Annotated in this window: 30 protein-coding genes; 18 read left to right on the forward strand and 12 right to left on the reverse strand. The window is 72.3% G+C overall.

Annotated features, from left to right (window positions below):
• Nucleotides 1-30: 30 nt before the first annotated feature.
• The 6 genes from ACIP6W_RS13505 to upp form a co-directional block, all read right to left on the reverse strand.
• The gene (locus tag ACIP6W_RS13505) at nt 31-603 is read right to left on the reverse strand and encodes a TetR/AcrR family transcriptional regulator (RefSeq protein WP_144411343.1); all 573 of its coding nucleotides are present in this window, start codon (nt 601-603) and stop codon (nt 31-33) included.
• Nucleotides 604-693: 90 nt separating this feature from the next.
• Nucleotides 694-2,184, reverse strand: a complete 1,491-nt coding sequence (locus ACIP6W_RS13510; protein ID WP_066655312.1) for a serine hydrolase — start codon at nt 2,182-2,184, stop codon at nt 694-696.
• Nucleotides 2,181-3,530 (reverse strand): deoxyribodipyrimidine photo-lyase, encoded by a 1,350-nt coding sequence (locus ACIP6W_RS13515; protein ID WP_066655310.1) that lies wholly within the window; start codon nt 3,528-3,530, stop codon nt 2,181-2,183. The genes ACIP6W_RS13510 and ACIP6W_RS13515 overlap by 4 nt, the downstream gene beginning before the upstream one ends.
• Nucleotides 3,527-4,015, reverse strand: coding sequence for a MarR family winged helix-turn-helix transcriptional regulator (locus ACIP6W_RS13520; protein WP_066658477.1), 489 nt, complete (start codon nt 4,013-4,015; stop codon nt 3,527-3,529). The genes ACIP6W_RS13515 and ACIP6W_RS13520 overlap by 4 nt, the downstream gene beginning before the upstream one ends.
• A 318-nt stretch (nt 4,016-4,333) precedes the next feature.
• A complete protein-coding gene (locus ACIP6W_RS13525; protein WP_144411342.1) occupies nt 4,334-5,104 on the reverse strand; it encodes a winged helix-turn-helix domain-containing protein in 771 nt (256 codons plus the stop codon).
• A gap of 709 nt (nt 5,105-5,813) precedes the next feature.
• Nucleotides 5,814-6,449, reverse strand: a complete 636-nt coding sequence (upp, locus tag ACIP6W_RS13530) for a uracil phosphoribosyltransferase (RefSeq protein ID WP_066655308.1) — start codon at nt 6,447-6,449, stop codon at nt 5,814-5,816.
• Between the two features lie 75 nt (nt 6,450-6,524).
• On the opposite strand from upp, the gene ACIP6W_RS13535 reads away from it, so the two are divergent.
• Complete coding sequence (locus ACIP6W_RS13535) at nt 6,525-6,956, forward strand: nucleoside deaminase (RefSeq protein ID WP_251159653.1); 432 nt, start codon at nt 6,525-6,527, stop codon at nt 6,954-6,956.
• A 53-nt stretch (nt 6,957-7,009) separates the two neighbouring features.
• Here the strand turns inward: ACIP6W_RS13535 and ACIP6W_RS13540 are convergent, their stop codons facing one another.
• Nucleotides 7,010-7,966: a cation diffusion facilitator family transporter gene (locus ACIP6W_RS13540; RefSeq protein WP_066655306.1), complete on the reverse strand. Its 957-nt coding sequence runs from the start codon at nt 7,964-7,966 to the stop codon at nt 7,010-7,012.
• Nucleotides 7,967-8,061: 95 nt separating this feature from the next.
• Here ACIP6W_RS13540 and proC point away from each other — a divergent pair, with 95 nt between their 5' ends.
• The gene (gene proC, locus ACIP6W_RS13545; RefSeq protein ID WP_251159589.1) at nt 8,062-8,892 is read left to right on the forward strand and encodes a pyrroline-5-carboxylate reductase; all 831 of its coding nucleotides are present in this window, start codon (nt 8,062-8,064) and stop codon (nt 8,890-8,892) included.
• A 95-nt stretch (nt 8,893-8,987) separates the two neighbouring features.
• Here proC and ACIP6W_RS13550 read toward each other — a convergent pair whose 3' ends face one another.
• The gene (locus ACIP6W_RS13550; protein WP_066655303.1) at nt 8,988-9,626 is read right to left on the reverse strand and encodes a TrkA family potassium uptake protein; all 639 of its coding nucleotides are present in this window, start codon (nt 9,624-9,626) and stop codon (nt 8,988-8,990) included.
• Between the two features lie 67 nt (nt 9,627-9,693).
• Nucleotides 9,694-11,133, reverse strand: coding sequence for a TrkH family potassium uptake protein (locus tag ACIP6W_RS13555; RefSeq protein WP_066655299.1), 1,440 nt, complete (start codon nt 11,131-11,133; stop codon nt 9,694-9,696).
• 71 nt (nt 11,134-11,204) lie between these two features.
• Between ACIP6W_RS13555 and ACIP6W_RS13560 the strand changes: the two genes are divergently transcribed.
• From ACIP6W_RS13560 to ACIP6W_RS13580, 5 genes are all read left to right on the forward strand, one after another.
• Nucleotides 11,205-11,720: a helix-turn-helix transcriptional regulator gene (locus ACIP6W_RS13560; RefSeq protein WP_066655298.1), complete on the forward strand. Its 516-nt coding sequence runs from the start codon at nt 11,205-11,207 to the stop codon at nt 11,718-11,720.
• Between the two features lie 146 nt (nt 11,721-11,866).
• Nucleotides 11,867-12,061 (forward strand): helix-turn-helix domain-containing protein, encoded by a 195-nt coding sequence (locus ACIP6W_RS13565; protein WP_058729786.1) that lies wholly within the window; start codon nt 11,867-11,869, stop codon nt 12,059-12,061.
• 125 nt (nt 12,062-12,186) lie between these two features.
• The gene (locus ACIP6W_RS13570; protein ID WP_003792170.1) at nt 12,187-12,285 is read left to right on the forward strand and encodes a 30S ribosomal protein bS22; all 99 of its coding nucleotides are present in this window, start codon (nt 12,187-12,189) and stop codon (nt 12,283-12,285) included.
• A gap of 70 nt (nt 12,286-12,355) precedes the next feature.
• On the forward strand, nt 12,356-12,628 hold the full coding sequence (locus ACIP6W_RS13575; protein ID WP_251159588.1) for a glutaredoxin family protein: 273 nt from the start codon (nt 12,356-12,358) through the stop codon (nt 12,626-12,628).
• Nucleotides 12,625-12,918, forward strand: coding sequence for a Dabb family protein (locus ACIP6W_RS13580; protein WP_251159587.1), 294 nt, complete (start codon nt 12,625-12,627; stop codon nt 12,916-12,918). Before ACIP6W_RS13575 ends, ACIP6W_RS13580 begins: the two co-directional genes overlap by 4 nt.
• A 75-nt stretch (nt 12,919-12,993) precedes the next feature.
• Here the strand turns inward: ACIP6W_RS13580 and aspS are convergent, their stop codons facing one another.
• Entirely contained in the window at nt 12,994-14,334 is a 1,341-nt protein-coding gene (aspS, locus tag ACIP6W_RS13585; protein WP_209685038.1) for an aspartate--tRNA(Asn) ligase, read from the reverse strand.
• A gap of 141 nt (nt 14,335-14,475) precedes the next feature.
• On the opposite strand from aspS, the gene ACIP6W_RS13590 reads away from it, so the two are divergent.
• Nucleotides 14,476-14,820, forward strand: a complete 345-nt coding sequence (locus ACIP6W_RS13590) for a hypothetical protein (protein ID WP_251159586.1) — start codon at nt 14,476-14,478, stop codon at nt 14,818-14,820.
• The gene (locus ACIP6W_RS13595; protein ID WP_251159585.1) at nt 14,810-15,022 is read left to right on the forward strand and encodes a hypothetical protein; all 213 of its coding nucleotides are present in this window, start codon (nt 14,810-14,812) and stop codon (nt 15,020-15,022) included. Before ACIP6W_RS13590 ends, ACIP6W_RS13595 begins: the two co-directional genes overlap by 11 nt.
• Nucleotides 15,023-15,061: 39 nt before the next feature.
• Here ACIP6W_RS13595 and ACIP6W_RS13600 read toward each other — a convergent pair whose 3' ends face one another.
• Entirely contained in the window at nt 15,062-15,436 is a 375-nt protein-coding gene (locus ACIP6W_RS13600) for a MerR family transcriptional regulator (RefSeq protein ID WP_400430134.1), read from the reverse strand.
• Nucleotides 15,437-15,572: 136 nt separating this feature from the next.
• Here ACIP6W_RS13600 and ACIP6W_RS13605 point away from each other — a divergent pair, with 136 nt between their 5' ends.
• From ACIP6W_RS13605 to ccsB, 6 genes are all read left to right on the forward strand, one after another.
• Nucleotides 15,573-17,063 carry a SulP family inorganic anion transporter gene (locus ACIP6W_RS13605; RefSeq protein WP_066655289.1) on the forward strand — a complete coding sequence of 497 codons (1,491 nt, stop codon included), beginning with the start codon at nt 15,573-15,575 and terminating at the stop codon, nt 17,061-17,063.
• 108 nt (nt 17,064-17,171) lie between these two features.
• Nucleotides 17,172-17,828 carry a histidine phosphatase family protein gene (locus tag ACIP6W_RS13610; protein WP_251159584.1) on the forward strand — a complete coding sequence of 219 codons (657 nt, stop codon included), beginning with the start codon at nt 17,172-17,174 and terminating at the stop codon, nt 17,826-17,828.
• Complete coding sequence (locus ACIP6W_RS13615) at nt 17,828-18,439, forward strand: TlpA disulfide reductase family protein (protein ID WP_066655286.1); 612 nt, start codon at nt 17,828-17,830, stop codon at nt 18,437-18,439. The genes ACIP6W_RS13610 and ACIP6W_RS13615 overlap by 1 nt, the downstream gene beginning before the upstream one ends.
• A gap of 45 nt (nt 18,440-18,484) precedes the next feature.
• On the forward strand, nt 18,485-19,183 hold the full coding sequence (locus tag ACIP6W_RS13620) for a cytochrome c biogenesis CcdA family protein (RefSeq protein ID WP_251159651.1): 699 nt from the start codon (nt 18,485-18,487) through the stop codon (nt 19,181-19,183).
• 73 nt (nt 19,184-19,256) lie between these two features.
• Nucleotides 19,257-20,885: a cytochrome c biogenesis protein ResB gene (locus ACIP6W_RS13625; RefSeq protein WP_251154660.1), complete on the forward strand. Its 1,629-nt coding sequence runs from the start codon at nt 19,257-19,259 to the stop codon at nt 20,883-20,885.
• An 8-nt stretch (nt 20,886-20,893) separates the two neighbouring features.
• Nucleotides 20,894-21,874 carry a c-type cytochrome biogenesis protein CcsB gene (ccsB, locus tag ACIP6W_RS13630; protein ID WP_209685265.1) on the forward strand — a complete coding sequence of 327 codons (981 nt, stop codon included), beginning with the start codon at nt 20,894-20,896 and terminating at the stop codon, nt 21,872-21,874.
• A gap of 250 nt (nt 21,875-22,124) precedes the next feature.
• On the opposite strand, the gene ACIP6W_RS13635 is transcribed toward ccsB, so the two are convergent.
• Nucleotides 22,125-23,105, reverse strand: a complete 981-nt coding sequence (locus ACIP6W_RS13635; protein ID WP_066655283.1) for an o-succinylbenzoate synthase — start codon at nt 23,103-23,105, stop codon at nt 22,125-22,127.
• 198 nt (nt 23,106-23,303) lie between these two features.
• Between ACIP6W_RS13635 and ACIP6W_RS13640 the strand changes: the two genes are divergently transcribed.
• The 3 genes from ACIP6W_RS13640 (at nt 23,304) to ACIP6W_RS13650 (ending at nt 26,058) form a co-directional block, all read left to right on the forward strand.
• Nucleotides 23,304-23,888 carry a hypothetical protein gene (locus ACIP6W_RS13640; RefSeq protein WP_400430029.1) on the forward strand — a complete coding sequence of 195 codons (585 nt, stop codon included), beginning with the start codon at nt 23,304-23,306 and terminating at the stop codon, nt 23,886-23,888.
• 72 nt (nt 23,889-23,960) lie between these two features.
• Nucleotides 23,961-24,890 carry a 1,4-dihydroxy-2-naphthoyl-CoA synthase gene (locus ACIP6W_RS13645; protein WP_066655279.1) on the forward strand — a complete coding sequence of 310 codons (930 nt, stop codon included), beginning with the start codon at nt 23,961-23,963 and terminating at the stop codon, nt 24,888-24,890.
• A 16-nt stretch (nt 24,891-24,906) separates the two neighbouring features.
• On the forward strand, nt 24,907-26,058 hold the full coding sequence (locus ACIP6W_RS13650) for an AMP-binding protein (protein WP_400430031.1): 1,152 nt from the start codon (nt 24,907-24,909) through the stop codon (nt 26,056-26,058).
• The last annotated feature ends 15 nt before the right edge of the window (nt 26,059-26,073 follow it).

Raw genomic sequence — 26,073 nt, forward strand, 5'->3', positions numbered from 1 at the left:
TGCCGGTCCGTGCGTCGTGCCGTGCGGCGGTCAGGCGGCCGCCAGGCGGACGGACGACGCGAGCTCCTCGGCGATCGCCCGCAGCGCCCCGTCCACGTCCGAGCGGTCGGGGTCGACGAGTGCGCTCCACTGGGCACCGCGTGCCGCAGCGACCACCGCCCGGGCGGTCCGCTCGGCGTCCGTGCCGCACCGGCCGTGCGCACGGCACCAGGCCGCGAGCTCGTCGACCCGTCGTCGGTGGAGTCGCTGCTGGCGGTCACGGCCGTCGAGGCCCTCGACGCAGCCGAGCTCGAACGTCAGACGGGCTGCGAGTCGCCGCTCCGGGGTGTCGAGCCCGCCGAAGACGGCGAGCAGGTGGTCGGTGAGCGCGCACGGCTCGGCGGCGGGGTCGAGCGCCCGGTCCTGGTCGACGGACAGGTGGTCGACCACGGCGTCGATCAGGGACTCCCGCGAACCGAAGTGGTACACGATCGGGTACGCGCTCGTGCCGAGCACCCGGCCGAGGCTGCGGACGGAGGCGTCCTCGAGCTTGGTGTCCTGCAGGTGCCGGGCGACCTTCGCGACGATCGCGGGCTTCAGGGTCGGGTCGGGTCTCCTGGGCATGGCGTCTCCCGCGAGGTCGAGTGATCGGTCGGCGACCGTGCGCACACGATCACCTGAAATGTTAGCCGATCACCGGCCGGTCCGCGTGGTTCAGTCCTCGGCACGCTCCGGCGTCACCGTCAGGCTCTGCACCCGACCCGCCGCGAGGGGGGCGAGCCGGATCTCGATCCGCAGACGGCCGGCGTTGCCGGGCAGCCACCAGCGCAGGTGCGACGGCACCGAGGACTGCTCGTCGACCGGTGCGGCGGCGAGGTCTGCACCGACGGCGTGCGCGGACTCGAGCAGGGCGCGCCGTCGAGCGGTCCACGGGCGGTCGAGGGGGACGTTCGGCGTGCAGACGGCGGCGCCCAGGTCTGCCGCGCTGTCGTCGTCGACGGCCGGGTCGGCCCAGGCCTGCAGCAGCGTGGTGACGGCCCGACGCGCGGTGTGCGTGGCCTCCGTGGTCTGACGGACGCCCGGCGCGGCTGCTGATCCGCTCGTGGTGGTGGCGGCCGCCGGCGCCGCCGAATCGGCGTCGAGCGCCGCGGCGAGCAGCAGGTCGAGCGCCCGCTCGGCCGGCGCTGAGACCTTCGCCTGCGTGGCGTTCTCGAACGCGACCACGCCGAGGCCGTGCTCCACCGACCACCGGACGTGCGCGGAGAAGCCGGGGTAGCCGCCGGAGTGCGACACGATCTCACCCGCGCGGTCGTCCTGCTCCACGAACAGTCCGAACCCGTACGCCGTCGGTCGCTTCGCCGCGGGCACCACCGAGGACGGCACGATCCGCATCGCCTGCTGCATCGCGCGACGGTCCGCGGGGGAGACCGGCCCGTCCTCCGGCGCTGCGGTGGACGCCGACGCGAGGTACCGGGCCCACCGCGCCAGGTCGCGGACGGTCGAGAAGAGTCCGCCGATGGGCGAGAACGCGCCCGGCCCGGTCATCGGCTGCGGGGTCCACGACCCGTCGTCGTCGCGCTGGCCGACGACGACGAAACCGCGCGCCTCGGCGGCGCTGAACACGGTGTCGGTCAGTCCGAGCGGCCGGAGCACGCGGTCCGTCACCGCCCGGGCGTAGGGCGTGCCGGCTGCTCGGGCGATCGCGCGCCCGAGCAGGGCGTAACCGGTGTTCGAGTACGCGAACCGGGTGCCCGGGACGGAGTCGAACAGCAGCCCTGCCCGGAGGACGGCATCGAGGGCGTCGTCGTCGATCGACTCCTGCCGGTCCGCCCACGGGTCGTCGGTCGGCAGCCCGCCGGACATCGTCAGGAGCATCCGGAGCGTCGGCACCGGGGCGTCCGGCGACGGGAGGGCGACCTCGGCGAACGCGGGTACGGCGGTGGTGATCGGGTCGTCGAGGGCGACGGACCCCTCGGCGACCAGGGTGAGCAGCGTCGCCGCGGTCACGCTCTTGGTGCACGACGCGATCCGGTAGACGGTGTCGGCGTCGGGCGCGCTCCCGTCGCCTCGGTCACCGTGTCCTCCGGACGCGACCAGGCCCTCCCGGTCGAACACGCCCCAGACGCTGCTCGGCGCGACCCGGTCGGCGACCCGCGCGGCGAACAGGGCGTCGACCTCGGCGAGCACGTCGCGCGGGACCGTCATGCGCGACGCATCTGGTCGTAGGCGTCCAGTGCACGTTGCCGGGAGGCCTTGAGGTCCACCATCGGCTCGGGGCGTTCCTCGTCCGCGGGGACCCAGCGCCGCACGTACTCCTTGTGCGGGTCGAAGCGTTCCATCTGCCGGTCGGGGTTGAACACGCGGAAGTACGGCGCGGCGTCGAAGCCCGAGCCCGCGACCCACTGCCAGTTGCCCGCGTTGTTCGCCGGGTCGGCGTCGACCAGGGTGTCCCAGAACCACTGCTCGCCGATGCGCCAGTCGACGAGCAGGTTCTTCACGAGGAAGCTCGCCGCGGCCAGCCGGACGCGGTTGTGCATCGCCCCCGAGTGCCAGAGTTCCCGCATGCCGGCGTCGACGAGGTCGAAGCCCGTCCGCCCGTACCGCCAGCGGTCGAGCTCGTCGTCGTCGACGTCACGCCACGGGAACGCGTCGAACTCGCGGCGGACGTTCACGGTCGCGATGTCGTCGCAGTGGAAGTACTCGTTCCAGTTGAACTCCCGCCACGCGAGCTGGCGGAGGAACGCCGGGGCCTGGCGGCGCTGCTCGGGCTCGAGCTCGCCGTGCAGGCGGTGCCACACCTGGTACGGGCTGACCTCGCCCCAGCGCAGGTGCGGCGACAGGTCGCTGGTCGCCGCCATCGCGGGCTCGTCACGCTGGTCGTAGTCCTCGAGCGCGTCGTGCACGAACTGCTCGAGCTTGCGGTGCGCCCCCGCCTCGCCGGGCTCCCACGCGTCGCGGAGGCCGCCGGCCCAGTCCGGCTCCGTCGGCAGCAGGGCCCAGTCGTCGAGGTCGTCGGAGTCCACGTCCGCAGGAGCGGGCAGGTCGCGCGGCTTCGGCAGCGGGTGCCGCGGTTCGGGCATGGCCTGTGCCGCTCGCCAGAACGGGGTGAACACCTTGAACGGCTCGCCCTGACCGGTGAGCACCGTCCACGGCTCCCAGAGCAGGTTCGCCGCGAAGCTGTGGGCCTCCGTGCCGTCGTCCGTCAGGGCGCTCTTGATCCCCGCATCGAGATCGCGCTCGACCCTGCCGTACCGACGGTTCCAGTAGACGGCGTCCGCCCCGGCCTGCGCGACCACCTCGGGGATCACCCGCGCGGCACTGCCACGGCGCAGGACGAGCCGCGAGTGCCGGGACCGCAGTTCGGCGTCGAGAGCGGCGAGGGAGTGGTGGAGCCACCAGCGGCTCGCGGCGCCGACGGGACGGATGCCCGCGGACTCCTCGTCGAGCACGACCACGACGGTGACCGGGCCGCCGTGGTCGATCGCGGCACGGAGCGCCGGGTTGTCGCCGAGCCGGAGATCCTCGCGCAGCCAGACGACCGCGCCGCTCACGCGGACACCGCCTCGGACGGACGGGGACCGGTACCGCCGGCTGCGGTGCGCAGCTTCGTGCACAGCTCCGTGAGGGTGCGGAGTTCGTCGTCGTCGAGTCCGGCTCCGACCTGGTCGGCGATGGTCTGCGCGTGCTGCACCGCCACCGAGCGGTAGACGTCGAAGCCGTGTGCCGTGAGGGCGACGATCACGCCGCGCGCATCCGACGGGTCGGGTTGCTTCTCGACGATGCCGCGCGAGGCGAGGCGGTCGACCAGGCGGCTCACGCTCGGCTGTGTCAGGAGCAGGTGACCGGTCAGGTCGCGCATCCGGCAGCGTCGTCCGGGCTGCGTCGACAGGTTGAAGCAGACGTCGTACTCGTTGAAGGAGATCTCACCGCCCGGGAAGTCGGTGTTGAGTGCGCGCATCACGGTCACCTGTGCCCGGAACAGGGCTTCCCAGGCCGCGACGGCGGTCGCCTTGTCGCTGCGGCGTACGTCGTCCACGGTCGTCGTCCCTCCGGTCGTACGGTCGGTCCACACTACCGAGGGGCGTGCGACACCGGTCGGGTCGCGGGGGACAGCGGACCGGGCCGGGATGTGACGAGGGCCGGGATGTGACGAGGGCCGGGACGTGACGAGGGCCGGTCGCCTTCTGAGCGACCGGCCCTCTCCCTTGCACCAAGAGTGTCCTGCAATCACATTCCGCAGGCGGTGCCACAGCAAACACTGCCTGCGACTCCGACTGTATAACGGCGAGGTAACGGCGCGCCAGCGTGTCCGGGCTCCGTTCGCTGCGAGTTCGCCGAACGTCGTCGGAGCAGATCAGAAGAGGTCGGGCGACGGCGTCGAGGCGTAGCGCACCGCGACGTCGGCGTGCCGGTCGAAGCGGTAGCCGACGCCGCGCACGGTCCGCACGATCTCCTCGAACGCACCGAGCTTCGAGCGCAGCCGACGCACGTGCACGTCGATGGTGCGCTCGTTCGGGGTCTCGTCCTCGTCGTCGGACCACAGGCCCTCGATGATCGCGGCACGGTCGACGGTCTGGCCCTCGCGCAGCACGAGGAACTGCAGGAGCTCGAACTCCTTGTAGGTCAGGGGAGCGGCTTCGCCGTCGAGCGTCACGCGCTTCCGGGAGATGTCGATGACGACACCGGTCTCCTCGGGCTCGGGCTTCTCGGCCTGCTTGCGGGCGGCCACGGCGGAGCGGTCCTGCAGCGCGAGACGGACCACGTCCACGTCGCGGCCCCCGGACCCCTCGGCGGCGACGGCGACGGCGGCGTAGGTCTCCGACGACGGGACGAGCTGGGCGGTGAGGGCCTTGAGCTGCTCGACCACGGCCGCGAGGCTCGTCCCGGCGGCAGCGGCCGCGGCCTCGTCGATGCCGACGTAGAGCGCGAAGCCACGCGCCTCGGTGCCCTCGGGGAGCGCCCGGTTCCGCTGCGGTGCGACGACCGGGCTCGTCGGGATCCCGCTCGGTACCGGCGGGGCGACGGGCGTGCGACGCGGACGGATCGGCGTGACCGTGCCGAGGTCGGTCGGCACCGTGGTGGCGGGACGGAGGGCGGTGCGGGGCTGGGGGATCGTGAGCGACATGGCGGTTCTCCGGGCGGGGCTGCGGTGCGGTGCACCGTGCGGTGTCGAGTGCGTCGGTCCGGGTACGGCTGATCGCCGTGTCGCCCAGCGGTCCTGCGGTGGACCGGGGCCTCCCGGGAGGTACGGGTGGTCTGCGCTCCGACGGGACGCGGTGTGGGGGCGTCGCCGAGGTGCTGTCACCCGGGGATCACACGCGCGCGACCGGGGTGGTGTCGCGGGGGATCCGGCTGGAACGGGTACCGATCAGGCACACATTCGACAACGCATGACCGCCGACGCCGGCATCATGGTGCCGGCGTTCCCCAGGGCCTCGGAGAGGACTCGGGAGGACACGGTTGCAGTCATGGGACGAGTATCCGCGGTATACCAAGGCGCTGTCAACCGTCCGCACGGACGGTGACGAGAGCGGACAGGCGGTGGTCGGGCGGACCCCGCTGCCGGACGGGAGGCGCGCTGCCGGCCCGCCACGGGCCTCCCGTCCGCCGTCGCGTGGGCGGGGCGCGGTGCGCGTGACGCGGTCTGCGCGCGAGACGCCGCTTCTCGCGCGAGACGCCGCCCTTCGCGCGAGACGCACCCGGAAGTGGCGGTGTCTCGTCGAGTCGGCGGCGTCTCGCGACGACGACACCGTCCCGCGCGAGCGCCGAAGACGTGGAACGCCCCCGTCGACACGGCCGGAGCCGGGTCGACGGGGGCGTCGGGGGAGCGGGTGCTACTCGGCCAGGCCGTACAGGCGGTCGCCCGCGTCGCCGAGACCCGGGACGATGTAGCCGTTCTCGTCGAGCTTCTCGTCGAGGGCGCCGAGGACGATGCTCACGTTGCGGTCACCGACGGCCTGCTCGACGGCGGCCAGGCCCTCGGGTGCGCCGAGGATGCAGACGCACGTGACCTCCTCCGCGCCGCGGTCGAAGAGGAAGTCGATGGCGGCGGCCAGCGTGCCACCGGTCGCCAGCATCGGGTCGAGCACGAAGCACTGCCGACCGGACAGGTCGTCGGGCAGGCGCTCCGCGTAGGTCTGCGGCTCGAGCGTGTCCTCGTTGCGGGCCATGCCGAGGAAGCCGACCTCGGCGGTGGGGACGAGCTTGACCATGCCCTCGAGCATGCCGAGCCCGGCGCGCAGGATCGGCACGACGAGCGGACGGGGCTTCGCGATCGCGACACCCATCGTGTGCGCGACGGGGGTGTCGATCGGCGTGGCGGTGACCCGGACGCTGCGCGTGGCCTCGTAGGCGAGCAGCGTCACGAGCTCCTCCGTCAACGCACGGAAGGTCGGGGAGGGTGTGGTCCGGTCGCGGAGCACCGAGAGCTTGTGGGTGATGAGCGGGTGGTCGGCGACGTGGACTCGCATGGTGTCGAGCGTACCGTGCCGATGGGGCAGGATCGACGCGTGGAGCACCCAGCCGGACGACCGTTCACCGCGGCGATGGACCGAGCGCTCGACGAGGCGCGTGCCTGCCTGTCGACCGGGGACGTGCCGGTCGGTGCCGTCGTCCTCGACGCTGCGGGCGAGGTCGTCGCGGTCGGCCGGAACGAACGCGAGGCCCGGCAGGACCCGACCGCCCACGCCGAGGTGCTCGCGCTGCGGGCGGCGGCCGAGGCGACGGGGGACTGGCACCTCGCCGAGCACACCCTGGTCGTCACGCTCGAGCCGTGCCCGATGTGCGCCGGTGCCGCACTGGCCGCGCGCGTGCCGAGGATCGTGTTCGGTGCCTGGGACCCGAAGGCCGGGGCGAGCGGCAGCGTCTACGACATCGCGCGGGACCGGCGGTTGCCGCACCGTGCCGAGGTCGTCGCGGGCGTGCGCGAGCAGGCCTGTGCCGACCTGCTCGATGCGTTCTTCCACGAGCGCCGCTGACGGCCCTGCCCGGACGGCTCTGTCCGGACAGGCCTGCCTCGACGGGCCTGCGCTCAGTCGGCGGCGCGGATGACGATCGCTTCGGTGGGCGGCCGCGGCCCGGTCCGGAGGACGTCCGGCTCGACGTAGATCACGCGGGCGACCGGCACCGCGGCGCGGATGCGCTGCTCGACGGTGTCGATGCCCGCGGCCACGTCGCCGAGCCGACGGTCCCCGTCGACCGCGACCTTCATGCCGACCATGAGCTCGTCCGGCCCGAGGTACAGCGTCTTGAGGTGCACGATCGACTCGACCTCGGGACCGTCGAGCACGGCGGCCCTGATGCGCTCCACGTCGGCGACGCTCGCGCCCTCGCCGACGAGCAGGCTCTTCGTCTCGATGCCGAGCACGACGGCGACCGCGATGAGGAGCAGGGCGATGAGGACCGTGCCGATCGCGTCGAACACCCCGTTGCCGGTGAGCACGGTGAGCCCGACGCCGAGCAGTGCGAACACGAGACCGGTCAGCGCCGCGGTGTCCTCCAGCATGACCACGGGGAGCTCCGGGGCCTTCGCCCGACGCACGAACTGCACCCACGACTGCGAGCCCTTGTGCGGACGGGCCTCGCGCAGGGCGGTGCGGAGCGAGAAGCCCTCGAGGCCGATCGCGACGACGAGCACGGCGACGGGGAGCCACCAGTTCGTGATCGGGTGCGGGTCGGCGAGCTTCTCGATGCCCTCGTACAACGAGAACACGCCGCCGATGGTGAACAGGATGATCGAGACGACGAACGCGTACACGTACCGTTCGCGGCCGTGGCCGAACGGGTGCTCCTGGTCGGCTGCGCGGCGGGCACGGCGGCCGCCGAGCAGGAGCAGGAGCTGGTTCGCGGAGTCGGCGAGGGAGTGCACGCCCTCGGCGAGCATCGCGGCGGACCCGCTGATCGCGGCCGCGACGAACTTCACGATCGCGATGCCGACGTTCGCGGCGAGTGCGGCGACGATCGCCCTCGTGCCTCCCGAAGCGCTCACGGGTGTCCCTTCTCCCTGCCGTGCACCGGGCCCGCACCGCAGGCGGCCCCCTGACGGACCGATCCTAGGCGTGGGCGCTGGGTAGGGTCGGGACCATGACGATCGAACTGCCCCGCACCGCCATGCTCGGCGTCGGCTCCATGTCCGGCAGCGTCCTCGAGGGACTGCTCGCCGCCGGCCTCGACCCCGCGACCGTGACGCTCACCACCCGGTCCGGAGCGTCGGCGGCGGCATGGCGCGAGCGTGGGCTCGAGGCGTCGGCGACGGAGACCGACCCGGACGCGAACCGGCAGGCCGTCCGCGGGGCCGGGCTCGTCGTCCTCGGGGTCAAGCCCTACATGATCGGCGAGGTCCTCGACGAGGTCGCCGCGTCGCTCCACCCCGGTGCGGTGGTCGTGAGCGTCGCGGTCGGCACCACGCTCGCCTCGATGGAGGCGCGTGTCCCGGCGGGCGTCCGTGTGGTCCGGGCGCTGCCGAACACCCCGATCGGCGTCGGCCACGGGGTCACCGGTATCAGCGCCGGGTCCACGGCCGACGACGACGCGGTCGGGATCGCCTCGAGCGTGTTCGCCGCGTCCGGACAGGTCATCGAGGTGCCGGAGTCGCAGCTCGACGCCCTGTCCGCCGTCTCCGGATCGGGGCCCGCGTACGTGTTCCTGCTCGTCGAGCAGTGGCAGCAGGCCGCCGAGGCGCTCGGGTTCACCCCGGAGCAGGCCGCGACGATGGTGCAGGGGACCGTGCGGGGAGCCGTCGAACTCCTCGCCGCGTCCGGGCGGGAGCCCGCCGACCTGCGCCGCGCCGTCACCAGTCCGAAGGGCACCACCGAGCGCGCGGTCGCCGTCCTGCAGGAGGCCGACCTCGCCGGCACCTTCACCCGCGCGTCGCGCGCCGCGATCGCCCGGGCCGAGGAGATCGCCGCGTCCTGACCGCGGGTGCCGGTCGGTCCGTCCGGCGTGACCACGGGACGGACGGGAGGCCCGTGGCCGTGTCCGCCACGGGCCTCCCGTCCGACGTCGGGTCGCTACTCGAGCGCGGCGAAGCGCTCCAGGTCGGTCTCGGTCCCCGAGACGATGATGACGTCGTCCTCGCCGATGACGCTGTCCGGGGTTGCCGGCACGAACGCCCTGCCCGGCGACTTGATGCCGAGCACCGTGAGGCCGTGCCGGGTCCGGATGACGGTCGTGGCGAGGTCCTTGCCGCGCACGGCGCGCGGCGGGAACATCTTGACGACCGCGAAGTCGTCGTCGAACTCGATGAAGTCGAGCATCCGACCGGACACCAGGTGCGCGGTCCGTTCGCCGGCCTCGCGCTCCGGGTACACGACGTGGTTCGCCCCGATGCGGGACAGGATCGTGCCGTGCGAGCGGCTGACGGCCTTCGCCCAGATCTGCGGGATGCCGAGGTCGACGAGGTTCGAGGTGATGAGCACGCTCGACTCGAGGTGCGACCCGACGGCCACGACCGCGATCGCGAAGTCCTGCGCGCCGATCTGCCGCAGGGCGTCGATGTCCGTCGCGTCCGCCTGCACGGCGTGGGTGACGCGGTCCGACCACTTCTGGACGAGGCCGGCGTCGGTGTCGACGACCAGGACCTCGCGGTGCTGGCGCTCGAGCTGACCGGCGGTGGCGGCGCCGAAGCGGCCGAGGCCGAGGACGAGCACGGGGGCGTCGTGGCTGACGGCCCCGGTGACGGGGTGGGGTGCGCGACGGTCGGCGCGGGGACGGCGGTCAGCCAACGATCGGCCTCTCCTCGGGGCGGCGGAACAACTGCCGGCTCTGGCTTGCGGCCAGCGCGGCGGCGATGGTCACTGTACCGACCCGGCCCAGGAACATCGTGGCGGCGAGGACGTACTTGCCCGCCTCCGGGAGCTCGGCGGAGATGCCGGAGCTCAGGCCGCAGGTCGCGAAGGCGGAGATGACCTCGAAGAGCACGCGGTCGAGCGAGTCGCCGGTGATCTGCAGCAGGACCACGGTCATGACGGCGACGATCGTCGCCCCCCAGAGCACGACCGCGACGGCGACGCGCAGGACGTCACCGGGGATGCGGCGCCCGAACGCCTCCATGCCCTGGCGCCCGCGGGCCTCGGCGACCGCGGCCAGGAAGAGCACCGCCAGCGTCGTCACCTTGATGCCGCCGGCGGTCGACGCCGAACCGCCACCGATGAACATGAGCATGTCGGTGACGAGCAGGCTGGCGCCGTGCATCTGCTCGACGTCGATCGTGGCGAACCCGCCGGACCGCGTCATCGTCGAGAAGAACAGCGCCTGGAACGCGGTGTGTCCGGCGCCGGCGTCCCCGAGCGTGCGGGGGTTCGAGGCCTCGAGCGCCGTGTAGACGACCGCGCCGAGGACGAGCAGCACCGCGCTGGTGGCCAGCGTGAGCTTCACGTGGATGGGCCACCGCCGCGGGGTGCGGAACTGCTTGGTGACGGCCCGGATCACCGGGAACCCGATCGAGCCCGCCACGACCGCGACCATGAGGAGCGACAGGAACCAGTAGTCGTTCGCGAAGGGGGTGAGCCCCTCGGCGTTCGGCGAGAAGCCCGTGTTCGTGAAGGCCATCGCCGAGTAGTAGAAGGCGTCCCCGACGGCGGTCCAGAACGGGTAGCCGGCGGCGAGCGTGGACGGCAGCAGGAGCACGCCGATCGCGATCTCGATCGTCAGGGTGCTCACCGCCACGGTGAGCAGGAGCGTGCCGACCTCCCCGAGCCGCACGGCCTGCCCCTCGGGGACGGCGCCGGAGTGCGTGCGGAGCGGGTTCGAGTCGCCGGCGGCGATGAGCTTGGCGCGGAGCCCCAGCCGTCGTGTCACGACCAGGCCGAGGATCGAGGCGAAGGTGAGGACGCCGACGGCGCCGATCTGGGTCCCGACGACGATGAGCACCTTGCCGAAGACCGACCAGTGCGTGGCCATGTCGACCGTCGCCAGCCCGGTCACGCAGACGACCGACGCCGCCGTGAACAGTGCGTCCGCGAAGTGCGTCGGGGTCCGGTCCGCAGCCGCCCAGGGCGTCATGAACAGGGTCGTGAAGATGAGGATCAGCGCGACGAACACCAGGATCGCGAGTCGCGACGGCGACGACCGGAGGACGCCGAGGGCACCGTCCAGACGCCGTCTCACCCCGCTCGTCGGCGTGTGCCGGTTGAGCGGCTCGGTGCGGTCGAGCATCCTGTGCCTCCGGAGCCGTGGGCAGGTCAGCGGTCATGGTACATGCGTACGGGTCCGGCTAGCCTTGCCGCATGGCCGACATCTTCACCGTCGTGGCGGACCCGACCCGGCGCGAGCTGCTCGGGGCGCTGCTGACGGCGTACGGCTCGGACGCCACCGGCGGCGAACTCAGCGTCGGGCAGCTCGTCGAGAAGATCGGCGTCAGCCAGCCGACCGTGTCGAAGCACCTCCGCGTCCTGCGCGACCACGGTCTCGTCTCCAGCCGTGAGGAGGGCCAGCACCGCTTCTACCGGCTCGACCCGGAGCCGCTCGTCCGGCTCGAGGAGTGGGTCGTCCCCTTCACGGGAGCGGTCGACGCGGACGGTACCCCGGCGACGACCTCGTGGACGCTCGACGGGCAGCCGGTCTCGTTCCGCCGGACCGGCACCGCAGCGCGGTCCACCGTCGAGGTCGGCACCGAGCTGGGTCGCGTCATGGCGGAGGCCTCGCACCGAGCGACCGCCGCGTTCTCGGGTGCGCAGCAGGGCTGGGAGCGTGTCGTCGACCGCAGCCGGAAGCGCTTCACGCGCCGCGGTGAGGACGACTGACCGACGGGTGGGAGACCCCTCGCGCAGCACGGTCGAGCGTCCGCTCGGAGTCTCCTGGACACGTGGTCCCACGCGCCCCTACACTCGCCCTTGACCACACTGGTCACACCGACCCCGCGCGATCCGCGGGAACCCGAAGGCGGACCATGACCGGCAGTTTCGACGACGTGCGCTTCCTCACCGTCGCTGAGGTGGCCGAGATGATGCGCGTCTCGAAGATGACGGTGTACCGCATGGTGCACGCGGGGGAGCTCCCCGCGATCCGGTTCGGCCGGTCCTTCCGCGTCCCGGAGTCGGCGGTCGCCGAACTCCTGCGCGGCGGCATCGCCGACGTCGGCTGAGGTCGGCCCGGCGCGCGCCCGTTCGACAGGACCGCTGCGCTCCGCTAGACTCGGCCGGGTTGATTTTCCGCGGTCTCTTCGGGCCCGGTGTCCACACATCTGCATCGTTCCGAGCGAGGTCCACTATGGGTTCTGTCATCAAGAAGCGTCGCAAGCGCATGGCGAAGAAGAAGCACCGCAAGCTCCTTCGCAAGACGCGTCACCAGCGTCGCAACAAGAAGTAAGTCCAGTACTTGCACCCGAAGCCCCGGTCCGCCGGGGCTTTCGTGTTCCCGGGCGCGTTATCGTGGGGACATGCCCGCCGTGACGTTCCTGACGAAGCCCGGCTGCCACCTCTGCGACGACGCCCGTCCGGTGGTGGAGCAGGTCGTGGCCGCCCACCCCGGTGTGACCCTCGAGGAGCGGTCGATCCTCGACGACGACGCGCTGCGCGAGGAGTACGCCGAGGACATCCCGGTCGTCCTCGTCGACGGCCGGGTCCACAGCAACTGGCACGTGGACGCCGACCGGCTGCACGGTGCCCTCGAGAAGGCAGAGAAGGCAGAGAAGGCCGAGGCCAGCGCATGATCCACCATGTCGTCTCCTGGACCGTCCGCGAGGACCTCGACCGCACCGCGACGATCGAGCACGTCCGCGAGCTCCTGACCGGGCTCGTCGGCACGATCGGCTCGATCCGGTCGCTCGAGGTCGTCGACAACGTGGCCTACCCGGGGAAGAACCAGGACCTGGCCGTCGTGGCGACCTTCGACGACCTCGCCGGTCTCGACGAGTACCAGTTCCACCCGGAGCACCAGGCGGCGGCAGCGGAGATCCGCGAGCTCGTCACGGGGCGGGCGGCCATCGACTGGGAGAGCTGACCCGCGCCTCCCTGCCCGCACGTGACGACGGCCACCCTCCTGTCGGAGGGTGGCCGTCGTCGTCGTCGGTGGTGACTACGGGGTCAGGCGCGTCGGTCCGCGGAACAGGTAGGTGACCTCGCGGATGGACGGCTCGTGCAGGGCGAGCATGAGCACGCGGGCGAGGCCCATGCCGAAGCCGCCGTGCGGCGGGACGCCGTAGCGGAAGAAGTCGAGGTACCAGCCGAGCTCCTCGGGGTCGAGGCCCTTCTCGACGGCCTGCGCCTCGAGCACGTCGACGCGGTGCTCACGCTGGGCACCCGTGGAGATCTCGGCGCCGTTGAACAGCAGGTCGTAGCTGTTCGTGAGCGTCGGGTCGTCGGCGTGACGCATGTGGTAGTACGGGCGGATCGAGGCGTCGTAGTCCGTGACGAACACGAACTCCGAGCCGTGCGTCTCCTTCGCCCAGGCGCTGACGCGACGCTCGCCCTCGGGGTCCAGGTCGCCGTCCGCCCGCACGACGTCGTGTCCGCTGTCGGCGACGATCTTCCGGGCCTCGGCCAGGGTGACGCGGGGGAACGGAGCGGTCGGGACGACGAACTCGAAGCCGAAGACCTCCTCGATCTCCTTGCCGTACTTGTCCTTGACGGCGGTGAAGCCCGCGACGAGGAGCTCCTCGTGCATCGCCATGACGTCGGCGTGCGACTCGACCCACGAGATCTCGGCGTCGACGCTCGTGAACTCGGTGGCGTGACGGCTCGTGAAGGACGGGTCCGCACGGAACGCGTCCGCGATCTCGAACACCGCGCCGAAGCCGGCGGGCTGCGCCATCTGCTTGAAGTTCTGCGGGGACTGCGCCAGGTAGGCGGTGGTCTCGAAGTACTCGAGCTGGAAGAGCTCGGCGCGCGACTCGGACGCCGACGCCATCAGCTTCGGGGTGTGGATCTCGATGTAGTCGCGCTCGACCCAGTAGGTGCGGAACGCGTGCTCCAGCGTCGTCTGGATGCGGAAGATCAGGTTCTGCTTGCGGTTGCGCAGGTCGAGGAAGCGCCAGTCGAGACGCTTGTCGAGCGAGGAGTCGTCCGCGATGGGCGTCTCCGGCTTCGCGGCGCTGACCACCTCGAGCGAGCCGACCTTGACCTCGAGCCCGCCGAGCTTCACGCGCTCGTCGTGCTTCAGGGTGCCGCGGACGTGCACGAAGGTGCCGTGCGCGAGCCCGGAGACCTCGTTCGTGACGGTGAGCCGGGCCTGGGCGTCGTCGTCGCCGTCCTCGGCCTCGCGCGTGGCGGGGTTCACCAGCTGCGCGGCGCCGGTCTCGTCGCGGAGGACGACGAACTGGACCTTCTTCTGGTCGCGGACGGTCTCCACCCAGCCGGCGACGGCAACGGGGCCGTCGGGGAGGGCGGCGAGGTCGGCGATGCGGGTGCGTTCGATCACGGTCGTCGAGTCTACGGCCTCCTCCACAGGTGGGGTCCCGGTCCGTTCTCTCCACAGCGTCGGCCGGGAGGCGCGGTTCGGCCCCGGCACGTCCGTAGCGTCGTCCGTGTGGTCGGGTCGCGAGTCGAGAGGGGATCCCGGATGACGGCAACGGGAGCGGGGCTCGCGGCCTGGCCGCCCGTCGCGGTGGCGGCGGTGGTCGCGGCTGCGGTCGGGTCGGTGCTGACGTTGGTCGGCGCGGCCGTGGGAGGCGTCTGGGCGCTGGTGCGGTGGCGGCGGGACGTCGGGCGCGAGGAACGCGACCGGGCCTGGGCGCGGTTCGTGTGGACGGTCGACCAGGTGTGCGACGGCGACGTCGGCCGGTCGGAGGTCGGTGACGTCGGGGCGAACGCGATGTACGACATGCAGATCCTTCGCGGGGACGACGCCGTCTTCGGAACGCTGGTACTCGGACTCATCACCGGAAGGGGGAGGCATGACGATTGAGGACCCGGTCCTGGCGCTGGTCGGACGACGTCGGGAGGAGTGGCGGCAGCGGGTGCGCCGTCGGTACCGGTTCCGCCCGTGGAAGGCGCGGCGTCTCATCTGGGAGCACGACGAGTTGCTGCGTCGTCAGGAGGAGTGGCGAGCGGCTCGGCGTGAGCGGGCACGGCTGATCGAGGCCGGGGAGCTGCAGGTCGAGCGGTGACCGGCTGGTGTCGTCCGCTTGCCGGGTGTCGTCCGGGGCTCAGGGGAGCGTGGCGCGCAGCGTGCTGAGCGTGCCGATGAACTCCTCAGCCATGCCGGCCCGTTCGACGAGCTTCGCGTGCCGGGTGCGGGCGTCCTCGAGCGACGCGTCGAGGCGGGCGGCGAGTGCCGGCTGGTCCTCGGGTCCGGCGTCGGCGAGGGCGTCGACGACGTGCAGGAGCTCCGCCATCTCGTCCAGCGAGAACCCGAGCGGCTTCATCCGACGGATGACGAGCAGTCGCTCGAGGTCCTGCGCCGTGTAGACCCGGAACCCTCCGGTGGTCCGTCCGCTCGGCACGAGCAGCCCGACCTCGTCGTAGTGCCGGATCGTCCGCAGGGACATCCCGGCGCGCTCGGCGAGCTCACCGATGTGCATGGTGTCGCCCGGCGTCGGGGCGGGGGAGTCGATCGCGTGCACGGGAGCCATGGTGGCAGACCGCCGCGCGAGATCGCTCGGAGTGCACGTCTGCCCGGCGCAACCCTCCCCTCACGTCAGGGTATGGTCGCTGGCGATGTCCCTCGCACCGCTCGCCCCCGCGGCACCCACCGTCCTCACCGCGCTCCGGTCGCCCCGGCTCCTCACCCGTGAGGTCCTGGCCGGCGTGGTCACGGCGCTCGCCCTCATCCCCGAAGCCATCTCCTTCTCGGTCGTCGCCGGGGTCGACCCGGCCGTCGGCCTCTTCTCGAGCGTCGTCATCGCGGTGGTCATCTCGATCGTCGGCGGGCGACCCGCGATGATCTCGGCCGCCGCCGGATCGGTCGCGCTCGTGATCGCTCCGCTCGTGCGCGACCACGGCGTCGCCTACCTCGTCCCCGCGGTGGTGCTCGGCGGTGTGGTCCAGCTGGTGCTCGGCTTCCTCGGGGTGGCCCGACTGATGCGCTTCATCCCGCGCAGCGTCAACGTGGCCTTCGTCAACGCGCTGGCGATCCTGATCTTCACGGCGCAGTTGCCCAACCTCCTCGGCGACGACGTCCCGTTCGTGGTCTGGCCGCTGACGGCGCTCGGCATCGGCATCATCGTCGCGTTCCCCTTCCTGACCAAGGCCGTCCCCGCGCCGTTGATCGCGGTCGTCGTGGTCACGGCGATCACGATCGTGTTCGGGGTCGCGGTGCCGACGGTCGGCGACGAGGGCTCCCTGCCGACCGCGCTGCCCGGGTTCGGCGGCATCACGGTCCCGCTGTCGCTCGAGACCCTGCAGATCATCGCGCCGTACGCGTTCGGGGTCGCGATCGTCGGCCTCATCGAGACGCTCCTGACCGCGCAGCTCGTCGACTCCCTGACCGAGACCCGGTCCAGCGGCTGGCGCGAGTCGTGGGGCCAGGGCATCGCCAACATCGCCTCGGCGTTCTTCGGCGGCACGGGTGGCTGCGCGATGATCGGCCAGACCGTGATCAACGTGAAGACCGCCGGCGCCCGGACCCGGGTGTCGACCTTCACGGCGGGCGCGGCGGTGCTCGTCCTGACCATCGTGCTGCACGACCTCGTCGCGCAGATCCCGATGGCGGCCCTGACGGCCGTGATGCTCATGGTCTGCGTCGCGACCTTCGACTGGCACAGCGTCCGGCCCCGCACGCTCGGGCGGATGCCGCTCGGCGAGACGGCGGTCATGGTCGTGACCGTCGTGGTGGTCGTCGTCACCCAGAACCTCGCGACGGGTGTGCTGGTGGGCGTGGTCGTCGCGGCCCTCGTCTTCGCCCGTCGCGCGGCGCACGTCGTGTCCGTGGTGCGCGAGCCGGTCGACGAGCGCACCGTGCGGTACCGCGTGCACGGTGCCCTGTTCTTCGCGTCGTCCAACGACCTGGTGACGCGGTTCTCCTACGCCGAGGACCCGGAGCGGGTGATCGTGGACATGTCGGGCGCGCACGTGTTCGACGCCAGCACCGTCGCGGCACTCGACGGCGTGGAGCAGCGGTACGCGCGGCACGGCTCGACCGTCGAGGTCGTGAACCTGAACACCGGGTCGGTGGCACTGCACGGCCGACTGACCGGACGGCTGGGCTGACGGCAGCGACCGGGCAGAGCCGAACGGTCGCAGGGGCTGAACGGTCGCACATCCGGTGAATCCGCTGTGGGGCGGGTGATGACGGTGGAGCGACCTAGACTGGAACCCATGCCCGCGACACGGATCCACCTCGTCCGGCACGGCGAGGTCCACAACCCGGGGCGCGTGCTCTACGGCCGGTTGCCCGGCTTCGGGCTCAGCGAACTCGGCGCCCGGATGGCCGGTGCGTCGGCGACCGCCTGGCACGACGCCGGGGTCGACGTCCGACGGATCGTCGCGTCGCCCTTGCAGCGCACGCAGGAGTCCGCGGCGCCCTGGGCCGCCGCCTACGGGCTCGAGGTCTCGCTCGACGAGCGCCTGATCGAGCCCACGAACCGCTACGAGGGCCAGCGCCCCGGCTTCACGAAGCGCTCCATCGGACGCCCTGCGGAGTGGCCCTGGATCGCGAACCCGTTCCGGCCGAGCTGGGGCGAGGCCTACGAGTCCATCGCGAACCGCATGCTCGCCGCGGTCGCCTCCGCCTGGGAGAGCGTCGACGGCGGCGACGTCGTCCTCGTCAGCCACCAGCTCCCCATCTGGACCGTGCACCGCAAGCTCGCGGGGGAGCCGCTCTGGCACGACCCGCGCAAGCGTCGGTGCGACCTGTCCAGCATCACGACCCTCGAGCGTGTGCCCGCCACCTCGTCCGGTCGCTTCGCCGAGGTCGGGTACGCGGACCCCGCGCAGTCCCTGCGTGCGTCCGCGGTCGACGAAGGAGCAGTCTGATGTCCGCACGCAGCCGGATCGCCGCCGTCGCGGCCTCGGCGGTGATCGCAGCCCTGGCGCTCGCCGGGTGCTCGTCGTCGAACGACGACCTGTCCCGCCAGTACGGCAGCGGCACCACCCAGAACTACATCTCCGGCACCGGTGCGGTGACCGAAGTCGCGACGGACGAGCGGAGCGCCCCGGTCGACTTCACGACGAAGGACACCGACGGCGACACCGTCTCGGCGGAGGAGCTCCGCGGCAAGGTCGTCGTGCTCAACTTCTGGTACGCCGGCTGCCCGCCGTGCCGGGCCGAGGCGAAGTACCTCAACCAGGTGCACGACCAGTACGCCGACGACGACGTGGTCTTCGTGGGCGTCAACGTGCGTGACGAGGAGGGCACGGCGGCGGCGTTCGAGCGCACCTTCGGCGTCGACTACCCGACCGTCCTCGACGCCCGCGACGGCACCGTGCAGCTCGCGTTGTCCGGGCAGATCGCTCCGAACGCCGTGCCCGCCACGATCGTCCTCGACAAGCAGGGCCGCGTCGCCGCCCGCGTCCTCGGCGCGATCGACGGCAAGAGCATCCTGCAGACCCTGGTCAGCGACGAGCTCGACGGCAAGGCGTCCTGACCCGTGCCCGGCAACCCCTTCGCGGACGCGATCCTGAGCGGCCAGATGCTGGTCGCGTTGCCCGTGGCAGCACTGGCCGGGCTCGTGTCGTTCCTCTCCCCGTGCGTGCTCCCGCTCGTACCGGGCTACCTCGGGTACGTCGGCGGGATCGCCGAGGGTGGGCAGCGCCGCGGTCGGGTCGTGCTCGGCGTCGTGCTCTTCGTGCTCGGCTTCACCGCGGTGTTCGTCGCATACACGACGGTCTTCGGTGCGCTCGGCTTCTGGCTCGTCCGGTGGCGTGACCTCATCACGCAGGTCCTCGGTGTCGTCGTGATCGCGATGGGCCTGGTGTTCATCGGACGCTTCACCTTCCTGCAGCGCTCGATCAAGCCGTCGTGGACCCCCGCGACGGGCCTGGTCGGGGCGCCGCTGCTCGGCATCGTGTTCGGCCTCGGCTGGACCCCGTGCCTCGGGCCGACGCTCGCAGCGATCAACCTGCTCAGCGTGCAGTCCGGCAGCGCGTGGCAGGGCATGTGGCTCGGCGTCGCGTACTGCCTCGGGCTCGGCATCCCGTTCGTCCTCGTCGCGCTCGGCGCCGGGTGGGCGACCGGCGCGATCCGCATCGTGAAGCGTCACATGCGCACCGTCAACATCATCGGAGGAGCGATCCTGATCGTCATCGGTCTGCTCATGGTCACCGGCATCTGGTCGGCCGTCATGTCGAGCCTCGGGGCGGTGATCCAGAGCTTTGTCCCCGCGGTCTGAGCGCGACACCACCCCCGAGCAGTCGGGTAGCGGACCGGGGTCCGCGGACGACGTGTCCGCGGGCGCCGACCCGATGCGGCCGTCCGACCACGTCGACAGTGCCGCACCGGCCCCCGGAGCGGACGACGGCCCGACGCAGCCGAAGCTCGGGTTCGTCGGCTACGTCCGCTTCTTCTGGCGGCAGCTGACGAGCATGCGCACGGCGCTCTTCCTGCTCATGCTCCTGGCGCTCGCGGCGATCCCGGGATCCCTCGTGCCGCAGCGCACCGCCGACCCGAACGGCGTCGTGCAGTACAAGGCGGACCACCCGCAGCTCTTCCCCGTGCTCGACACACTGCAGGTCTTCGACACCTACACCTCGGTGTGGTTCTCGGCGATCTACCTGCTGCTGTTCGTCTCGCTCATCGGGTGCATCGTCCCGCGCACGAAGCACCACTGGCAGGCGCTCCGGACGCGACCGCCGAGGACGCCGGTGCGTCTCGGCCGACTCGCCGGCTACCGGTCCGTACCGGTCGAGGCGGACGCGACCACGAGCCTCCCGTCCGTCGACGACGCCGTGACCCGCGCGGCGGCACTGCTCAAGCGGTCCGGCTACCGGGTCGAGCGGTTCGGCGACTCCGTGAGCGCGGAGCGCGGGTACCTGCGCGAGACCGGCAACCTCGTCTTCCACGCGGCGCTCGTCGGCGTGCTCGTGGCGGTCGGCCTCGGCGGTGGCTTCAGCTACACCGGGCAGCGACTCCTGGTCGAGGGGCAGACGTTCTCGAACGTCCTCGGCTCCTACGACTCGTTCAACCCCGGCCGCTGGTTCCGGCAGACCGACCTGCAGGGCTACAACCTGACGCTCGACAAGTTCACCACGACGTACGAGGAGAAGAACCTCGACGCCCTCGGCCAGGCACTGGACTACTCGGCGACGGTGACGAGCCGCGAGAAGGGCCAGGAGCCGAAGACCGGTCGCATCGGCGTGAACGACCCGCTGTCGGTCGGTGGCACGAACGTCTACCTGCTCGGCAACGGCTACGCGATGCAGGTCACGATCCGCGACGGCAAGGGGAACGTGGCGTTCCAGGACGTCGTGCCGTTCCTGCCCGAGGACGCGAACTACACGTCCACCGGCGTCATCAAGGTGCCCGACGCCTCGCCGTCGCAGCTCGGGCTCGTCGGGTTCTTCTACCCGACGGCGTCGAAGCTGTCGACCGGCGCGTTCGCCAGTGCCTACCCGGACGCGCAGAACCCGCTCCTGACCCTGCAGGTGTACCGCGGCGACCTCGGTCTCGACAGCGGCGTCCCGCAGAGCGTGTACTCGCTCGACACCAGCGGTCTCGAGCAGATCGCCGGGCGGCAGTCGACGACCCCGAGCATCGAGCTGAAGCCCGGTCAGACGAAGACCCTGCCGGACGGTACCGGCTCGATCACCTTCGACGGCGTGAAGCGCTACGTCTCGCTCGACGTGCACCACGACCCCTCGCAGGCGTTCGTCGCCGGGTTCGCGGTGCTCGCGGTGCTCGGCCTGCTCACCTCGCTGTTCGTGCCCCGCCGCCGCGTGTGGGTGAAGGCGGTCCCGCGCCGGGGAGCCGAGCACGGCGAGTACGACCTCGAGTACGCCGGTCTGGCGCGCGGCGAGGACCCCAACCTCGAGCGCGCCGTCGACGACATCGCCAAGAGGCACCTGTCGGACCTCGGAGTTAGGATCCCTGCGTGAACCCGGACATGACGACCAACCTCGCGACCTACTCGGTCGTCCTGACGTACTCCGCGATGGCGGTCTACGTCATCGCGTTCATCTCGTTCGCGCTCGACATGGCGAAGCGGTCGGGTCAGGTGGCGTCCGCCTCGGCTGCTGCGCCGGCAGCGCCCGCCGCGCGCACCGTCGCGACGGTGCAGGGCGGGACGGTCGTGCTCGAGAAGGTCGAGGCCGACCGGGGTCGCCCCGGCGGCGGCGGGACGAAGTTCGAGCGGGTCGGCATGGCGATGACGATCCTCGCGCTCGTGCTGCACGTCGGTGCCACGGTCCTGCGCGGCATCGCGGCCGACCGTGTCCCGTGGGGCAACATGTTCGAGTTCTCGCTCACGGGCACGGCGCTCATCACGCTGATCTTCCTGCTCGTGCAGCTCTGGCAGAACCTGAAGTTCCTCGGTGTGTTCATCACCGGTCTGACGATCATCCTGCTCGGCATCGCGACCGTGAACTACTGGGTGCCCGTCGTGCCGCTCCAGCCCGCGCTGCAGTCGTACTGGTTGGTCATCCACGTCTTCGTCGCGATCGCCGGGACGGGCTTCTTCGCCCTCGGCGCCGGGCTCGCCGTGGCGCAGCTCGTGCAGACGTACCGCCAGGGTCGTCCCGCGTCGAAGCAGCTCCGCTTCATGGAGACGCTCCCCGACGCCGAACGGCTCGAGGTCCTGACCTACCGCGTGCTGCTCGTCGGCTTCGTGCTGTGGACCTTCACGCTCATCGCGGGTGCGGTCTGGGCCGAGCGCGCCTGGGGCCGGTACTGGGGGTGGGACACCAAGGAGGTCTGGACCTTCATCATCTGGGTGGTCTACGCCGGGTACATCCACGCGCGTGCGACCCGCGGGTGGCGCGGTGCGCGGTCGTCGTGGCTGGCGCTCATCGGGTTCGCCGCGGTGATGTTCAACTTCTCGGTCGTCAACGTCTTCTTCAAGGGCTTGCACAGCTACTCCGGCCTGTGAGGCCGACCGGGCGTCGCTGCGGCGGCGACCCCGGGACGGACGGGTGGCGCGGTGCCATCGGGCACCGCGCCTCCCGTCCGTCGTGTCCGGGCGTTCCTGCCTCGCGTGAATGCGCACGATCTGTCACGCTCGGGGTCGAGGCCGACGAGTCTCGCCCGTCCGGCGGACGTGAGCGGCACGTCCTGCGCGCTCGTCGCCGCCCGGACACCGTTCGGTCGGTTGCTCCCTCGTCGTCCCGCGGCAGCCCGGTCTACGCGGCGGCGAGCAGGGCGTGGACGCGCTCCAGCCGCGCGAGCCACCACGCCGTCCGCTCCGGCGATGCCGCGTTCCGCTCCAGCAGCTCCCGCGACACCTCCGCACGGCGGACCGGCACCCGACCGTCGACCGGCAGCAGTGGCGTGTCGGTGACGTCCGTCTCGAACATGGCCGCCGTCCCGAGCCCGGCGGCGTAGCCGGGGCTCATCGCCGCCGCCGCGAGGAACGCCCCGGTCCCGAGCCCCACGGACGTGTCGAGCGCACTCGACACGACGCACGGCAGCCCCGCCTCGGCCACGATCGCCCGTGCCGCGGTGACCCCGCCGAGGGGCTGGGCCTTCACGACGAGCACGTCCGCCGCCCCCGCACGGGCGACGGCGAGCGGGTCCGAGGCCCGGCGCACGCTCTCGTCCGCGGCCACGGGCACGTCGAGTCCCGCGATCCGGCGTCGGAGCTCGGCGAGTTCCGGCACCGACCGGCACGGCTGTTCGGCGTACTGGAGTCCGTACGGCGCGAGTCGTTCGAGGGCCTCGACGGCCTGGTCGACGGACCAGAGCCCGTTGGCGTCCACCCGGACGGCCGCTCCCGGCCCCATCACCCGACGGACCTCGGCGACGCGGGCGACGTCGTCGTCGGTGCTCGTGCCGGGCTCGGCGACCTTGACCTTCGCGGTCGTGCAGCCGGGGTAGCGGGCCAGGAGGTCGGCGACCGCGTCCGGTCCGACGGCGGGCACCGTGGCGTTGACGGGCACGGCGTCGGCGGCGGGGTCGTGCTCGGTCCACCCGAAGTCGATCGTGCTCCGGAGCCACGCGGTCGCCTCCCGGTCGTCGTACTCGACGAAGGGCGAGAACTCGGTCCACCCGGTGGGTCCGCGGAGCACCAGGGCCTCGCGGACGGTGATGCCGCGGAAGCGGACGCGCATCGGGAGTGCGACGACGTGGGCGTCGGCGGTCAGGTCGGCGAGGTCGGGGAGCACACCCCATCCTCGCGCACGGGCAGGTGCGGTGCCCGGACGCGGTGGGCGGCAGGGGCTGGTCGCGCGTCCAGCGCTCCCGCCGGTTCCTCGGAGCCGACCGCCAGGGCCGGGCACTAGCATGCACCGGTCGGCCCAGCGCCGGCGTCGCCACGAACCACCGTGGCGCGTCCGTGAGGGGACCGAGGAGAGGGAGGGCCGGTGGCGTCGGATCCGCAGCAGCGCGCAGCCGCGCAGCGTGCAGCAGCGCAGCGTGCGGCCGCGCAGCCGACCGCGGCCCAGCGCGCGGCGGCCCAACGTGCCGCAGCCCAGCGCTCGGCAGTGCAGCGCTCCGGTGCCGCGCGACCGGCGGCGCCGCAGCGCGCCGCCGCCCCCGGGACGACACGGCCGACAGCGAGCGCCGGGAGCCGGTCCGGTGACACCGGCGACTTCGAGCGGCTGATGCAGCGGAACACCGTCGACGCCCGGGCCCTCGAACGGTCCGCCCGGCGGCGTCGGAACCCGATCGTCGGCAAGATCGCCCTCGGGCTCGCCGTCGTCTCCGCCGCGGTCGACGCGAGTGCGTTCGCGGTCTTCATGGGCGGCGACACCACCTTCGCGTTCGGCATCTGCTTCGTGGTGGTCTTCCTCACCCTCATCGCTGCGGTGCTCGGCTTCATCGCCGCGGTCGGGTCGTTCGGCCGTTGGTACGGCGCGATCGGGGTCGTGCTCGCCTTCTTCGTGAACCCGGTCATCCTCATCGTGCTGCTCGTCGTCCTCGTGCCCGAGGCCCTCTCGGGCACCTAGCGCGGGACGGCACCGCACCACGGCCCGCCTCGGGCGCGGGCCGGCGCCGGGCGCCGGCGATACGGTGGGCACATGGCTGCTCCCGTCTCCGACCTGTTCGACCCCGACGTCTGGACCGCCGCACCGGTCGCTGAGCACTTCACCGACATCACGTACCACAAGCACGTCTCGCAGGGCATCGTCCGCGTCGCGTTCGACCGGCCCGAGGTCCGCAACGCCTTCCGCCCCCGCACCGTCGACGAGCTGTACCGCGCCCTCGACGACGCGCGACAGGACCCCCGCGTCGGTGTCGTCCTGCTCACGGGCAACGGCCCGAGCCCGAAGGACGGGGGCTGGGCCTTCTGCTCCGGCGGTGACCAGCGCATCCGCGGCCGCAGCGGCTACCAGTACGTCGGCGACGAGGGCGCCCCGCCGGAGGGCGTCGACCCCGCTGCCGCCCAGGCGTCGATGGGGCGGCTCCACATCCTCGAGGTCCAGCGCCTCATCCGCATGATGCCGAAGGTCGTCATCGCCGTCGTGCCCGGGTGGGCCGCCGGCGGCGGGCACTCGCTGCACGCCGTCGCGGACCTGACGATCGCGAGCGCGGAGCACGGCCGGTTCAAGCAGACCGACGCCGACGTGGGGTCCTTCGACGGCGGGTACGGCAGCGCCTACTACGCCCGCCAGATCGGCCAGAAGCTCGCGCGCGAGGTCTTCTTCCTCGCTGAGGAGTACTCGGCGCAGCGCGCGTACGAGATGGGCGCGGTGAACAGGGTGGTCCGGCACGAGGACCTCGAACGCGAGGCGATCCGGTGGGGCGAGACGATCCTCGGCAAGTCCCCGACAGCCATCCGCATGCTCAAGTACGCGTTCAACGCCGTGGACGACGGCATGGTCGGCCAGCAGGTCTTCGCGGGCGAGGCGACGCGCCTCGCCTACGCCTCCGACGAGGCGGTCGAGGGCCGGGATGCCTTCCTCGAGAAGCGCCCGCCGGAGTGGACGTCCTTCCCGTGGCACTACTGACCCCGCGGGCCCACCGGTGAACCGCGCGCTGGTCGCCGTCGGCGCGTCCGACCCGTCGGCGGTGCTGCGCGGCCTGGAGGCTGCCCTCGCCGGCGGACCCGCGCTGCTCCCCGTCGCCGAGGACGGCCCGGCGCTGCCCACGCGCCCGCCGTCGCACGTCGCCCGCCGGGTCGCCCTGGTGGTCGAGACGAGCGGTTCCACCGGGACCGGCAAGCGCGTGGCACTGTCGTCGGAGGCGCTGCTCGCGGGCGCCGCGTCCGCCGACGCGACGCTCGGCGGGCCCGGCCGGTGGCTGCTCGCGCTGCCGACGCACTACATCGCCGGGCTCAACGTGCTGACCCGATCGGTCACGGCGGGCACGACGCCCGTCGTCCTCCCGCCGGGACACTTCGACGGCCGGGCGTTCGCCGACGCGGTGGACCGGCTCGACGTCGGTCCCGAGGCGCCGCGGCGCTACACCTCGCTCGTCCCGGTGCAGCTCGCCCGCGTGCTCGACGACCCCCGCGCCACCGCCGCCGCGACCCGCTTCGACGCCGTGCTCGTCGGGGGCCAGGCCACGCCCGCACCGCTCCGGCAGCGCGCCCTCGACGCCGGTGTCCGGGTCGTCACGACGTACGGCGCGAGCGAGACGAGCGGTGGCTGCGTGTACGACGGCACGCCGTTCGGGACGGTCCGCGCGGAACTCGTCGACGGCGCCCTCGAACTGGCCGGCCCGATGCTCGCCGAGGGGTACCTCGAGGACCCCGAGCGCACGGCCCGGACCTTCGTCGAGCGCGACGGCCACCGCTGGTACCGGACCGGCGACGCTGCGACCACCGACGACGACGGACGGCTGCGGGTGCTCGGGCGGCTCGACGACGTCATCGTGTCCGGTGGCGAGAAGGTCCCGCTCGGGGCGGTGGAACGGCGCGTGCGCGAGCTCGCGGGCCAGGACGCCGCGGTCGTCACGCGGCGCACGTCCGGGGAGTGGGGCGAGGTGCCCGTCGTCGTCACGGAACGTCCGCTCGACCTCGACGAGGTCCGCGCCCACGTCGCGGAGACCCTGGGCCGTGCGGCCCGTCCCGCGGAGGTCCTGGTCGTCGACGCGGTGCCGATGCTCGCGTCCGGCAAGCCCGACCGCCGGGCCGTCCGGGCACTCGCGGACCGCGGGGGCGCACCGACCCCCTAGCGGTCACGGATACGA

Source organism: Curtobacterium sp. NPDC088465, from assembly GCF_044753165.1.
In the GTDB taxonomy this organism is placed as follows: Bacteria; Actinomycetota; Actinomycetes; order Actinomycetales; family Microbacteriaceae; genus Curtobacterium.

Bases quoted from the DNA above. Each gene is read 5' to 3' on its own strand.
- ACIP6W_RS13610 (WP_251159584.1), top strand. From the start codon at position 17,172: ATGCCCGCGACACGGATCCACCTCGTCCGGCACGGCGAGGTCCACAAC.
- ACIP6W_RS13590 (WP_251159586.1), top strand. From the start codon at position 14,476: ATGACGGCAACGGGAGCGGGGCTCGCGGCCTGGCCGCCCGTCGCGGTG.
- proC (WP_251159589.1), top strand. From the start codon at position 8,062: ATGACGATCGAACTGCCCCGCACCGCCATGCTCGGCGTCGGCTCCATG.
- ACIP6W_RS13575 (WP_251159588.1), top strand. From the start codon at position 12,356: ATGCCCGCCGTGACGTTCCTGACGAAGCCCGGCTGCCACCTCTGCGAC.
- ACIP6W_RS13645 (WP_066655279.1), top strand. From the start codon at position 23,961: ATGGCTGCTCCCGTCTCCGACCTGTTCGACCCCGACGTCTGGACCGCC.
- ACIP6W_RS13595 (WP_251159585.1), top strand. From the start codon at position 14,810: ATGACGATTGAGGACCCGGTCCTGGCGCTGGTCGGACGACGTCGGGAG.
- ccsB (WP_209685265.1), top strand. From the start codon at position 20,894: ATGACGACCAACCTCGCGACCTACTCGGTCGTCCTGACGTACTCCGCG.
- ACIP6W_RS13605 (WP_066655289.1), top strand. From the start codon at position 15,573: ATGTCCCTCGCACCGCTCGCCCCCGCGGCACCCACCGTCCTCACCGCG.
- ACIP6W_RS13580 (WP_251159587.1), top strand. From the start codon at position 12,625: ATGATCCACCATGTCGTCTCCTGGACCGTCCGCGAGGACCTCGACCGC.
- ACIP6W_RS13560 (WP_066655298.1), top strand. From the start codon at position 11,205: ATGGCCGACATCTTCACCGTCGTGGCGGACCCGACCCGGCGCGAGCTG.
- ACIP6W_RS13555 (WP_066655299.1), bottom strand. From the start codon at position 11,133: ATGCTCGACCGCACCGAGCCGCTCAACCGGCACACGCCGACGAGCGGG.
- ACIP6W_RS13510 (WP_066655312.1), bottom strand. From the start codon at position 2,184: ATGACGGTCCCGCGCGACGTGCTCGCCGAGGTCGACGCCCTGTTCGCC.
- ACIP6W_RS13535 (WP_251159653.1), top strand. From the start codon at position 6,525: ATGGACCGAGCGCTCGACGAGGCGCGTGCCTGCCTGTCGACCGGGGAC.
- ACIP6W_RS13615 (WP_066655286.1), top strand. From the start codon at position 17,828: ATGTCCGCACGCAGCCGGATCGCCGCCGTCGCGGCCTCGGCGGTGATC.
- ACIP6W_RS13505 (WP_144411343.1), bottom strand. From the start codon at position 603: ATGCCCAGGAGACCCGACCCGACCCTGAAGCCCGCGATCGTCGCGAAG.
- ACIP6W_RS13565 (WP_058729786.1), top strand. From the start codon at position 11,867: ATGACCGGCAGTTTCGACGACGTGCGCTTCCTCACCGTCGCTGAGGTG.
- ACIP6W_RS13600 (WP_400430134.1), bottom strand. From the start codon at position 15,436: ATGCACATCGGTGAGCTCGCCGAGCGCGCCGGGATGTCCCTGCGGACG.
- ACIP6W_RS13620 (WP_251159651.1), top strand. From the start codon at position 18,485: ATGCTGGTCGCGTTGCCCGTGGCAGCACTGGCCGGGCTCGTGTCGTTC.
- upp (WP_066655308.1), bottom strand. From the start codon at position 6,449: ATGCGAGTCCACGTCGCCGACCACCCGCTCATCACCCACAAGCTCTCG.
- ACIP6W_RS13625 (WP_251154660.1), top strand. From the start codon at position 19,257: ATGCGGCCGTCCGACCACGTCGACAGTGCCGCACCGGCCCCCGGAGCG.
- ACIP6W_RS13570 (WP_003792170.1), top strand. From the start codon at position 12,187: ATGGGTTCTGTCATCAAGAAGCGTCGCAAGCGCATGGCGAAGAAGAAG.
- ACIP6W_RS13525 (WP_144411342.1), bottom strand. From the start codon at position 5,104: ATGTCGCTCACGATCCCCCAGCCCCGCACCGCCCTCCGTCCCGCCACC.